General features: G+C 38.5%; 9 protein-coding genes. 2 read left to right on the plus strand and 7 right to left on the minus strand.

Annotated elements, in window-relative coordinates:
• Positions 1-59 precede the first annotated feature (59 nt).
• The 6 genes from M030_RS0106770 to M030_RS0106795 form a co-directional block, all read right to left on the minus strand.
• Entirely contained in the window at positions 60-872 is an 813-nt protein-coding gene (locus M030_RS0106770; protein ID WP_034722264.1) for a siderophore-interacting protein, read from the minus strand.
• Positions 873-973: 101 nt separating this feature from the next.
• Positions 974-3,187, minus strand: a complete 2,214-nt coding sequence (locus M030_RS0106775; RefSeq protein WP_027372804.1) for a TonB-dependent receptor — start codon at positions 3,185-3,187, stop codon at positions 974-976.
• 234 nt (positions 3,188-3,421) lie between these two features.
• Positions 3,422-5,014, minus strand: a complete 1,593-nt coding sequence (locus tag M030_RS0106780; RefSeq protein ID WP_027372805.1) for a hypothetical protein — start codon at positions 5,012-5,014, stop codon at positions 3,422-3,424.
• 108 nt (positions 5,015-5,122) lie between these two features.
• A complete protein-coding gene (locus tag M030_RS0106785; protein ID WP_027372806.1) occupies positions 5,123-6,235 on the minus strand; it encodes an HlyD family secretion protein in 1,113 nt (370 codons plus the stop codon).
• 25 nt (positions 6,236-6,260) lie between these two features.
• On the minus strand, positions 6,261-7,571 hold the full coding sequence (locus M030_RS0106790) for a TolC family protein (protein ID WP_027372807.1): 1,311 nt from the start codon (positions 7,569-7,571) through the stop codon (positions 6,261-6,263).
• 89 nt (positions 7,572-7,660) lie between these two features.
• Entirely contained in the window at positions 7,661-8,506 is an 846-nt protein-coding gene (locus tag M030_RS0106795) for a helix-turn-helix domain-containing protein (protein WP_027372808.1), read from the minus strand.
• Positions 8,507-8,579: 73 nt separating this feature from the next.
• On the opposite strand from M030_RS0106795, the gene M030_RS0106800 reads away from it, so the two are divergent.
• Entirely contained in the window at positions 8,580-9,053 is a 474-nt protein-coding gene (locus tag M030_RS0106800) for a DUF962 domain-containing protein (RefSeq protein ID WP_027372809.1), read from the plus strand.
• Positions 9,054-9,127: 74 nt separating this feature from the next.
• Positions 9,128-9,994 (plus strand): DUF4349 domain-containing protein, encoded by an 867-nt coding sequence (locus tag M030_RS0106805; protein WP_027372810.1) that lies wholly within the window; start codon positions 9,128-9,130, stop codon positions 9,992-9,994.
• Positions 9,995-10,259: 265 nt separating this feature from the next.
• Here the strand turns inward: M030_RS0106805 and M030_RS24895 are convergent, their stop codons facing one another.
• The gene (locus M030_RS24895; protein ID WP_185097384.1) at positions 10,260-12,068 is read right to left on the minus strand and encodes a lytic polysaccharide monooxygenase; all 1,809 of its coding nucleotides are present in this window, start codon (positions 12,066-12,068) and stop codon (positions 10,260-10,262) included.
• Positions 12,069-12,329 lie beyond the last annotated feature (261 nt).

Raw genomic sequence — 12,329 nt, forward strand, 5'->3', positions numbered from 1 at the left:
AAGCCATAATTCAAAGTTTAAGTCTCAGGATTTGCAGTGATGAGCTACAGTTGCCTAATCTATTCTATTGAATCCTTTTCTTTATGTCTGTCTGCCTGCGATTCATTTTCTGCTACCCCTGCTTTCCAGTAAGAATAGGCATACAATTCTTTCGAGGTCCAGTTTCTCTCTTTTCTGAGATAGTTTCTGATTTCTTTAACGCTCGAAAATTCACAGGCTACATAACCAAATTTCGTGGTTTCAGGAATGGTAATATTCCGTACTACTTCAGCAATATCGCTTGTATTTTGCGGTTCAGGATTGTGCACCCATATAAAGTCTATATCAGCTTTGGTTTCAAGGTGCTGTTCGTCTTCTTTCCCGTGAACTTCAATGATGCAGACTCCTTTTGCTGATTCAGGCAGTGTTTCTAAAATAGCACTTAATACAGGAATTGCTGTGGCATCTCCCACCAGCAAATACCATTCAGCTTCGGGATACAGCTCTTTTTCGCTCATACGCATCATGATCCCCAGCTTTGAACCTGCTACCGCTTCCCGTACCCATTTTGAAGCCGGCCCGGCGTCTCCATGGTCTACAAAATCGATGATCAGCTCATTCTTTTCAAGATCAATTCCTCTGTGGGTATAGGTCCTGATCACCGGTGCCACTTCTTTCGGCGGATACACCCATTGATGATTTTCATCCAGTGTGGGAAAATGAATTTCATTCAATCCTACCGGCGGAATTGCAATTTTATTGTTATCACCTACAGTAGCTCCTTTGAATTGAGGAACTTCAGGCGAATACAGATACACTCTGATAAAATGATCAGTGATGTATTCTTTTCTGGTTACTTCGGCAATGATCTGCCCTGTTGAAACTTTAGCCATAACTGAATTTTTAAAGTTAATATCCGGTTTCATCTCTTTAGTCGGAAACCGGATTTGTTGGAAAGTATTCAGATTAAAGCAGTAACACTTTAACCTTATTTTTAAAAATCAAATGTATAAGACAGATTAAATGTTCTTCCTCTTCCTTTATAATTAAACAATTCCGGAAGTCCGTAAGAAGAATATAAAACCTGGGAACGCTTGCTCCATATGGTCTGATAATCGGTATTGAATATATTCTGGATTCCAAGATTGAATTTTCCCCAACGGAAACGATACCCCACCATCAGGTCGGAAGTATTATATCCGTCAATGACGTTATTCAATTCATCAGTCAGTTTGAAATTCTGCAAAGACTGGAATCTGAATGACCAGCTATTGATATTGTACCCGATATACGTCACCAATTTTGAGGGGGAAGCATTATAGATCTCCTGTTTTTTCCATTCTCCGTTATTATCTACTTCAGATCTGATCAAAAGACCGCTTGCTCCAAAATAAACTCCGTTATTCATGGAATAGGAAATTTCAGCTTCTATCCCCATATTTCTTAATTTCAAATCATTAACAAGGATCTGGAAGGTCTTTTTGTCAACCGTTACACTTTTGTCCGAATTACTCATGAATCCTGCAATCTGAGCTCTCAGCCCTCCTTTATTAATACGGTAACCCAGCTCAAACTGATTGGTTTTAATGGCTTGTAAAGGCTGATCTTTGACATTAATACTGGATATCACATTCCAATTGGCACCCTGCAATTCATACTTACCGATACCATAGTATTTTGCCGGATCTGCGAGGCTTGCCCCCTGAGAAAAGGTAACCCAAACCTGGTGCTGTTCATTAAACTTATATAATAATCCGGCATTAGCCAGCGTTACGTTGTAAGAACTTTGTCCGCCTGGAATTGCAGATGCAGATTGCCCATAGCCCATTGCTACCTGTGTCTGCTGCTCAGAACCTACGAAATCATCCATTTTGACAGTAATATTCTGATATCGAACCCCGGCATTAAGCTGTAGTTTGGGAAGAATATTATATTTAGCCTGAACATATCCTGCATAACTTTGTGAATGGTTGGTAGGATACCTTCCTAATCTATATTGGGTCTCATTGATCAATCCGCCACTTGACATGGTTTTAGCAATGTTATATACCGATTGATTTCCTTCAAATTTCTCAAAGTCAATATCAGCTCCATATGTAACGTTCAACCCACGCCATGATTTGGATAATAAAGCTTTGATTCCGGAATAATAAGTATCCTGCTGAGAAGAAGACATATAAGCCAATTTTTTACTGTCCTTCTTTGTTATATTTCCCGGAAAAGGATAAAATCCCAGTTTTTCGCCACGTGTTGCGAACTGCACATACAAATCCTGACCTCCTAAAATCCCGTTTCCGGTATAGGCTATTGTCCCCATATATCGTTCTGTTCCTACATTTTTATCAGATGAAAATCCGTCTCTCATTTCTAGCAACGATGCTTTCTTCTGTGTAAATGCACTTAAATTCTCTCCCAAAAACAAGCTCCTGTCACCATTGAATTTTGAATTATAATATTGAAGGGAAGCGGTTATTTTATGTTTATTATTGAACTTATATCCTCCTGTAGCTAAGATATCAATAGATTGGTTGTATTGAAGGTCAGTTTGGGTAATGTCTGTAAAAAGCTGTTTTTCATCTGCACCATAAGCACCTCCGTTTTGCTGGTAGGCAATTCCCAGTCTACCGAATAATTTTTCCCCTTTCCCTGCAATAGACTGCGCCGCACGGAAATCATGGTCATCTTTTCCCATAAAACCTGTACGTATGCCCAATTCAGTTTCCCCACTGATTCCTTTTTTAGATGGTGTTTTGGTAATGATGTTGATAATTCCACCTGTCGCATTGCCTCCATAAATAGAGCTGGCTCCCGAGAGCACTTCAATTCTTTCAATATTAAAAGGATCAATGGCATCCAGCTGACGGCTGATTGTACGGATACTGTTTAAGGAGACTCCGTCAATCATTACCAGTGCAGAACGTCCTCTCATATTCTGTCCGTAATTGGTTCTTCCCTGAGGCCCAATATCCATGCCCGGAATTAAAATAGAGAGCATTTCTTTGATCGGAACTCCACTTTTTGCCTGTTCCTGTATTTTTTCTTTTTGTACGACCCAGACAGTACCAGGAATTTCTGAAATTTTGGTGGGCTTTCTGGAGGCTACGATCACCACATCGTCAATGCCTTTAGAGGTTATAGAATCCTTCGCTGTTTGGGAAAATAGGATTCCCGATGCCAACAGCCCTATGAATGCATACTGCTTTTTCATTCTTCTACGTAATAGTTTTTATAATCTTGCAAAGATAATTTTTATTGTTTCTAAATAAAAATAAGTTGGTGTGAAATTTTTCATGACATCATAAAAAGCAGAATCGATTTTATATCTAAAGAGTGAAGAGTGAAGAAACATTTATACCTTCCATTTTTAAGACTGTCTATATAAAAGCGTAAAATCCCAGCCCCAAACAGGACCAGGATTTTACTAGTAAAAAACAAGGTATCTTTACATCGCAGGCCCTGCTGCGTCTTTTATTTCTTCTAATAATTTTTTCCGTTCCCGAAGTCTTCTTCTGGCAATCACGGATTTACCACCCAGAACCCGTACAAATCTGAAATACTGAAAACGTTTTGCCCCAAAATGGTGAGTGATCACATAAAACAGCACCCCGAATCCGGCTAAAATAATGTATCCGAATATCTTCTTAGTTGCTATAATAATGGCATTAAGCTGAATAGCCTTCATATTGGCAGCAACATTCTGTGGGGTCACAGTCATTCCGTCCATATAAACCGCCAGATCACCTATTGCATTCACCTGGAATCTGTACTGAAACCATGAATACAGTGTTGAGAAAATCCCTACGGCCAGGAAGGTTCTCCAGACTAATACCAGTCCTATCGCAGCAAGCATTTCATCCATTTCCAATTTATCCAGCGTATAAAACCAGACTGAAATAAATAAGGAACACATACCATATCCTTTCAGAAACATAGGCAGGTACCAGTTTTCGTAATTGAATTCCAGCACCATTGAAAAGTACATGATGATGGCATAACCTACCATTGCTGAAAAACCTGATAAAATATACATTTTCAGCGGTTTCTCTTTTTTAAACCAAAACACCGCAATACCTCCCGCTAAAATAATTCCGGGGATCATCAGTAAACTTAATCTTGCATTGGTCACCTGATCATACCCCAGCACCCCTACTGCAAAAGTATTCTGAATGGAAGCCGTTCCTAAGAACATTCCCAGCCAAAACAGCATAAATAAGCCGTGCTGTACATTATTTTTAGAGAAAATTTTGAACGAAAGATAGGGTCTTTTCAAGGTCAGCTGACGAATCGAAAGCAATGCAAAACTCACAAAAGCCGCAATACTTGCATTGATGATCTTCTGCGAATTCAACCAATCCTGTTGTCGTCCGAATGCATATACATACGCCGAAAACATAAAGGTGGAAATGAAAAGTAGAATGCTTAACCAATCGATATAATGTAACGGAACTTTCAGGGCAAAATACTTATTATGCATAAAAATCCAATGGATCAATGCTAACATAAAACATAAAACGGCCGTAAAAATATAGAACTGCTGCCAGTTGTAGAGAAGGGCAAAGTCTGCCGCATAATACGCTGCCACCTGGTTCATCACTAAAACGAATGTATAGAACAATCCATAAAACATTCCACGGTTTCCGATCATAACCATCAGCGGTAAAAACAATTCGATGGTTACCATCATTTTCATAAACCCAATCAATAAAGAAGTAGATACGAAAATCATAGGTTGTAAAGTGGTGGCATTGATGTAACTTAACAAGCCTAATGACACCAGCAACAGTACCATTTTGTCGCGGACTTTAAATCTCATCTTGATTCTGAGAACCACAGGCATACACGCTCCCATCCCAATGGTGGTTGCATAATTGGCCCACATAAAATATTCTGTTAACGCTCCTGTACCACTCACCAGATGACTGATATTCCCTGTGTAGACTCCACCGATTGGCATTACTACTGCAAGCAGCAACACAATCAGCAAAAGCTGTACGGGTTTTGGTACCCAGTCGTTATATAATCCTTTGTTGTACATATTCTAGATACTAGATTACAGATATCAGATAACAGACTTTACCAATTCAGCCTTTAATCTTTATTCATCATATCAAGTCTGAAATCTGACCTCTGATATCTTTTGGTCTTAATTAATATTCACGTTCATATTCATCCCGGCACTTAATTTATCAAGGTTCTCCTTTTTATTGGAACCTGTAAATTCAATTCTTACCGGAATCCTCTGCTGAACTTTAATAAAGTTTCCGGTAGAGTTATCTGTCGGTACACTGGAATATCTTGATCCTGTAGCTGCAGAAATTGCTGTGACAACTCCTTCAAACTTTTGTCCGCCTAAGGCATCGGCGGTCATGGTAATTTTCTCTCCCACTTTGATATTAGGCATCTGGCTTTCTAAAAAGTTAGCTGTCACCCACTTTTGTCCGTTAAGAACGATGGTAGCTACCTGTTGGCCCGGTTGAATCAACTGCCCTTCCGAAATGGTTCTTCTGCCCATTACTCCGTCATAAGGCGCAGTAATCACGGTGTACGACAAATTGATTCTTGCCATGTCTAAAGCAGATTTTGTCCTTTTAATCTCTGCATCATTGATTCCCAGTTTACTTTTTACCTCAGTCGTAGAAAGGCTGGCAGATTGCTTTTGATTTACCAACGTTTCATAAGCGGCTTTCTGAGCATCATATTCGGTTTTCACCTGATCATATTGTTGTCTGGTCACAGCTTCCGCAGCCAATAAATTTTTATACCGGTTTAAGTTTTGTTCTGCATTCCATAGTCTGGCTTTTGCTCCGGCAATATTAGATTCCATGACATTGATATTGTTGGAAACCGTATTGACGGAAGAGCTAGTCGCTGTTTTCTGGGCCATTGCATTTTGGTACGCCGCTTCCGCCTGCCCTAACTGGGTAAGAATTTCACGGTTATCAAGGATTACCAGAGTATCACCTTTTTTAACCTTCTGGTGCTCAATAAACCTGATATCTTTAATATAAGCGGAAACTCTGGTATTGATCGGGTTGATAAATTCTTCCACCTGTGCTGCTTCTGTATAGGTCTTATTCCCGATGTGGAAATATTCCCTAATTAACCAGAACAGACCGAAACCGATCACCAGAAAAACGATAACATTTGAAATGATCGCTCTGATCTTATTTTTTTTGTTTTGCTTTTTTTTGCCGTCTCCACTTGGTCTTGCCGGAGTTGGAGTTGTATTTTGAGTAGTTTGTTCCTTGTTTTCCATTGTGTTGATTTTCAGTTTTAAAAAATTAAAGAGTTCCGGTAGATTTCAAAAGATTATAATATTGGTACAAAACATTGATTTCCGCATTGGCATAATCCAGCTCTGCCTGCAATTTCTGGTTTTGCGCATCAATCATTTCTGCCTGCACAGCCAGCTGGTTCAGGTATTTGGCTTCCGTAATTTTGTAGTTTTCTTCTGCCAGTCTTTTGGAATCATTGAGAATATCTGCCTGCTGAATAGATTCCTGATATTTTGTATAGGCTGCATTCACTGCCATATCTACATTTTGCTGTACCAGTGTTACGGCATCACTTGCCTGATTCTTTTGTAACTCACCGAGCTTAACCTTTTCTTTGGTCTTAAAGAGCGTATCGATATTGTAACTCAAAGACACACCGGTCTGCCATCCTCCTGAATACATATCCAGAACAGGATTTCTTGTCGTAATAGGTCTTTGTAAGGTATATCCTCCAAAACCTGCTACTGTAGGCATATTATCTGTTTTGATAATTTCAATATTCTTATCAGCAATATCGATGTTTTTTCTTGCAGATTTTAATGCGGGATTGCTATCATGAGCCATATTCATGTAATAATCCATTCCGATTCCGGATTCTTTGTTTTCTAAATTTTCAGTAGGAACGATTTCTGTATCAGAGGGAAGTCCCAGAGCAAGGCTTAAATTATAATTAAGGATTTTTTTATTATTTGTCAGCGTCAGAATTCCCTGGTCCAGATTTTTAATAGCCAGTTCACCACGGATCACTTCATTTCTGGTTACCATTCCTTGCTGATAAAATTTCTGAATATTCTTAAGACGTTCCTGAGCAAGTTTTTTATTATTCTGAAAAACTTCCTGTTGGTTTATTACTTTATAGACATCCAGATAATTTGAAATCACAAGGAATTTTACATCCTGTTTATTTTTCTCCAGATCCAGTTCGGAAAGTTGCTCGCGAAGTCCTGCCATTTCGATAGATTTGTTAACTAATCCTCCTTTAAAAATCAGCTGTGTTGCCTGCACAGCATAAGAGCTTCCATAGTGAGGCATCGGAATCTTTGTAGAATTTGAAAAATCTTTATCGATGGCTACTGCGTCCCCTAAATAAAACTGACTTGTAGAGGCCGTAATGGTAGGAAGTTTTTGAAGTTTTGCAACGTTAATATTCTGGTGCGCAATATCTATGTTCTGAGCTGAAACTTTCAGCTGCTGATGATTCTGAACTGCCAGTTCGGCAATCTCAGCTGCGGTCATCTGTTTAATCTGTTGTGAAAAAAACAGCGCAGGAAAAGCTGCTATCAATACAGATAGTGCTGTTTTTATTTTCTGTGTCATTTTACCTTGTTTTACAGATGCAAAGTTAGGTCAATAACAAAATCAATCAAATGTTTGATTTTTGGAAAAAGATGTTCAAATGTAAGATTTTAGTTTTCGAACTGATTTCTGTATTGTGAGGGACTCACGTTAAGATGTTTTTTAAAGAAGTGAGAAAACGAGTATTGATCACTAAATCCGAGGGTAGATGAAATCTCCGATACCGGTTTAGTTGACGAGTTTAAAAGCACCTTCGCTTCATTGATCACGATTAAAGCAATAATCTGACTCGCCGACTTTCCTGTAATGGATTTCACCACACTTGAAAGATGTCTGGTTGTAATAGACTGCCGTTCGGCATAAAACTCCACTGTTCTCTCCTTAAGATGATGTTCTGCAACATTGGTAAGAAAAACAAAAACAATTTCTTCCTGACGCGACATCTGATTCATAGAATTGTTATCTTCTTTTGAAATAATGCCGGCCATCTGGTAGCAGAAGACGGAAAAAAGGTGTTCTACCATTTCTTTTTTATAGAGCATTTCAGTTTCCGAATCCAGGATATATTTGAGGAAGTTGACACTTTTCCAGACCACTTCCATTTCATCTTTGGGAAAAGGAACCCCTTTATTCATTTGTTGCCTGAAATAGCGGTAGGTGATTAGTCTGTTAAATTTTAAAGATAATGCCGATATAAATTCTCTTTTATAAGAAACCATCCGGGATTGAAAATCATCACTTACAGACACTACTTCGTAGATCGTCTGGGGATCGGTTACCATAAACATATTGGCAGAAACTTCAAGGTCGCTGAAATGTTGTCTGAGTTTTATTGTCCCTGATTTAATGAAAATAAAAGATGGATTATCCGGCCTGAATGGCTTATCCACCGCAATTCTTTCAAAAATATTACGCTGTGTAAAGATTTCAACTCCGAACTTTTCTAAGGCAGACATGTCACAAAAATAAGCATTCTTATCACTGATTGCAAAATTTTATTATTTTAGCATTTATCAAATTCCTACGAGTATGAGAAAGGTTGATTTATTATTTGCAGAATATAGTAAGAGCCATAGAAATGCAATTAACAAATGTATTCACTGGATCTGTGTTCCTCTGATCTTCTGGACTATTTTAGGCTTTGTATCGCTTATTCCCGCACCGCATTTCTGCAATTCCTATTTTGGATGCATCAGCATGGTGAGTCTGATCAGTATGGTTCTTATTACCCTATTTTATGTTAGACTTTCTTTGTTAATCGGAGTTGTTATGATCGCCATAATGGTCCTTATGGAACATTTTATTTATCAGGTCAATATTACTATGGGAAAGCAATCGTGGATTCTTTATCTTGCTGTTTTTGTGGTGACCTGGATCTTCCAGCTTATCGGCCACAAAATAGAAGGCAAAAAGCCAACCTTAGTGAAAGATGTACAGTTCGTTCTGGTAGGCCCTATCTGGCTTTTAACTTACATCCTTAAAAAAACCGGGGTAAAATATTAGTTTTTTAAGTTTTCAGACTTTTTATGCTTCTAAGCATGATTTTTGATACCTCATCATGAAAAAACTAACATTTCATGAGAACATTATTTTTGCCTTTACTTTTTTTAGCCTTTATCAATTGTAGTAAATCCGGTATTGAAACACGATCCGCTAATGCTGACCTTGCAGAAATGGTAACTGAAGAAGCTCCGCCGCTTCCTTCATCTATTTCCGAAAAACTTCTTCCGAATGCTAAGACTACAGGCTCTTCTCCTGAGGTTAAAACAACAGATACCCTATCCAGAAAAATCATTAAAAACGGAAATATGAGGATTCAGGTTGGTGAGATTAAGAAAGCTCAGGCTCAGGTAAATGAAATTGTAAAAAAGAACAATGCTTATATTCAAAAGGAAGAATTTCAGAACTCAGACCTTGATGAAAATCTCAACCTCACCATACGTGTACCGCATAAAAACTTTGATGCAATCATCAATTCATTTGCTGATGGAATAGGTTCTGTTCTCTCAAAAAGTATTTCTTCTGACGATGTTACTGAAGAATACACCGATATTTCTATCAAATTAGCTAATAAAAAACTCTATCTTGAAAAGTATCGTGATCTGTTGAAAAGTGCTGCCACGACAAAGGATATGCTGGAAATTCAGGAAAAGATCCGTGGGCTGGAAGATGAAATTGATGGAGCTGAAGGCAGATTACGATTTATCGATGACCGGGTATATTACAGCACCCTGAAAGTAAACCTTTACAAAGAAAAAGTAAGAAGTTCAGCCACCTCTACAATAGGCTTTGGAAGCCGTTTTGTAGATTCTGTAACCGAAGGCTGGAATAGTTTTGTGGGTTTTATGCTGGGAATTATTTCCTTGTGGCCATTCTTTTTCCTGATCCCGGTTCTGGTTTTTCTGTGGAAAAAATGGAAAAACAGAAAGACAAAGAGAAAGTAAAATTCTGTAAGCTTCAGATATTATCATATAAAAAGTCCGGGCATCTTCGATGCCCGGACTTTTACTGCATTATCAACAATTTATCATGTTTCAGTAAAATGTTGTAAATAAGAATAATGCAATAGTCTTGTTAAGTGCTGTTAAATTTTTAAAAGTAAATAACTGAAGATAACTTGATAAAGGGAAAATTTTAAATTCATGTCACATTCAACCCGGTAACAAAAAAACCGTCTACAGCGACGGTTTTATTTATTTTTTATACCCTTTATTCCTTCCTGATGGTTTTCGTGATACTTTTCCCATCCTTGTAAAGGATTTTCACAAAATAGATTCCGGATGGAAGGCGGCCGACATTCATATTATTCTTTTCAGGATTCATAAAAGTCATGACCTGCAGTCCCTGAGGAGTAATGATATCTACCCGGTTTATTTTAGAATAGTAACTTTCAGGTGCAAAACTGATCACATAATCGGATACAATCACTGAAAGATTATTTTCTTTAGAGATAAGATCTGATATTTTACAAGGTTTACCTTCAGAGCAGTCACTTACAACTTTCCATACCGGATTGCTTCCCGGAACTTCTCCCGGATTAACGTACCATTTGTTTTCCCAGATTTTACAGGCATGGAAAACCTTAGCTCCCGCTGTCGGATAAGTTTTCAGAGGATTATAATCCTGAGCACCACAATAAGTAGCCGGACCGCTTGATGCACAACCGGGACCTTCGGTACATGCACTCACTTCCTCCCATACCATATTGGTTCCCGGCTGTTCTCCCGGATTTGCATACCATTTGTTTTTCCAGATTTTACAGGCATAGAAGACTTTTACCCCGGCTGTAGGATATGCATTGGCTATATTATACTGTTCTGCACTACAATAGGTTTGACCATTACCCGGTATTGTCTTTTTAGTTCTGATTTTTAATTCATTGCTCATCTCGGAGACCTGACCATTCATGGCAACAGATCTTACTGTATAACGATATTCTGTATCCTGCACCAGACCCGTCCGTAAAAAGCTGGTCTGTCCTGTTTCACCAACTTTGACACCATTTTCAAAGACATCATAGTTTTTAATGCCCTGCGAGTGGATTGATGCAGTCCACATCAGTGAAGCAGAATTTTCAGTAACCCCCATTGAATGAAGATTGGAAGGCTGTGTAGGCTTTTCAAGACTGCTTTCACTATTTGTTTTTACGCTGAGTGATGCACTTTTTCCTGAAGTCAGGCCGGAAGGACCTTTCGCCTGTATTTCATAGGTATACACCGTATTAGCCGTTAGACCGGCATCCTCAAATAAAGCTGTATTGACCTGCTGAATGTTTTGTCCGTTTCGGAAAACAGTATAAGCTACTGCATCTGACTGTGGAGTCCAGCTTATTTTAGCTGAAGAACTGGTTACTCCCACCTGCGTTAATCCTGCAGGGGTAGCCGGCGGAGTAGAAACTCCCGTTCCTGATGTTACATTAACATCAATGACATTATAAAATGCATTGGTCGTATCTGCTACATCCCAAACTGCCAAGATAACATGGTACCCTGTACGGTTGGAAGGAATTGTAATCTGGTGAGAAACATTATCCTGTGGTGGCGTACCATTATGCCCTACCGTACCAATAAGCTCAAGATCCTGCCGGCTAAGGGGTTTATTGGGATCCCAACCTTGTTTTGTCATATAATAATGCCATTTTGTGGTCGCATGATAAGCCAGATACTTCCAGATAAAGGAATTCACCCCGGTGGTAATATTGGTTTTCTTCCAACGGTCAGCAGTCTGAATATCAAGCGTAGTATCTCCTCCTATACTTCCGTTAGCAGACGCTATCTTTCCGTCTGCCGGCCCCATTGCGGGAAAGCCTTTCGGAGCTTCAAGAGAACCAGGCTCATTAATGACCGAGCCGTATATTCCAAAGGCAGTAGAATAGCCTAATGTGGCCCTATCGAGACTTCCCTGATATCCTCTGGAGGCAGGACTCATTACATATCCATGTGCAGAGACATGACTTAAAGAAGGGAGCAGCATTGCCAAAAACAGCAATACCGGAAAAAAAATTTTACGTGTAATCATATTTAAATATTTGGTGTTTCTCATATGGGATCAACTGTATACAAAATGAATGTTGCAACCATGCAATCCTTACTCATTGATGCAAAATATTCTCATCCAGATTCACTAAAACAATTAAAATTATAAATTATTCAATTAAAATTAAATAGATTAAAATAAATAAGTTAATATCTTAAATAAATAATAAAATCTATAATTCATAATATTTTATGCTTAACTATTTTAATATTCTGTCAGATAAAAATACGTAAAATTGCTGAA

Source organism: Chryseobacterium sp. UNC8MFCol (genome assembly GCF_000482305.1).
Taxonomy (GTDB): domain Bacteria; phylum Bacteroidota; class Bacteroidia; order Flavobacteriales; family Weeksellaceae; genus Chryseobacterium; species Chryseobacterium indologenes.

Bases quoted from the DNA above. Each gene is read 5' to 3' on its own strand.
- M030_RS0106770 (WP_034722264.1), bottom strand. From the start codon at position 872: ATGGCTAAAGTTTCAACAGGGCAGATCATTGCCGAAGTAACCAGAAAA.
- M030_RS0106775 (WP_027372804.1), bottom strand. From the start codon at position 3,187: ATGAAAAAGCAGTATGCATTCATAGGGCTGTTGGCATCGGGAATCCTA.
- M030_RS0106780 (WP_027372805.1), bottom strand. From the start codon at position 5,014: ATGTACAACAAAGGATTATATAACGACTGGGTACCAAAACCCGTACAG.
- M030_RS0106785 (WP_027372806.1), bottom strand. From the start codon at position 6,235: ATGGAAAACAAGGAACAAACTACTCAAAATACAACTCCAACTCCGGCA.
- M030_RS0106790 (WP_027372807.1), bottom strand. From the start codon at position 7,571: ATGACACAGAAAATAAAAACAGCACTATCTGTATTGATAGCAGCTTTT.
- M030_RS0106795 (WP_027372808.1), bottom strand. From the start codon at position 8,506: ATGTCTGCCTTAGAAAAGTTCGGAGTTGAAATCTTTACACAGCGTAAT.
- M030_RS0106800 (WP_027372809.1), top strand. From the start codon at position 8,580: ATGAGAAAGGTTGATTTATTATTTGCAGAATATAGTAAGAGCCATAGA.
- M030_RS0106805 (WP_027372810.1), top strand. From the start codon at position 9,128: ATGAGAACATTATTTTTGCCTTTACTTTTTTTAGCCTTTATCAATTGT.
- M030_RS24895 (WP_185097384.1), bottom strand. From the start codon at position 12,068: ATGATTACACGTAAAATTTTTTTTCCGGTATTGCTGTTTTTGGCAATG.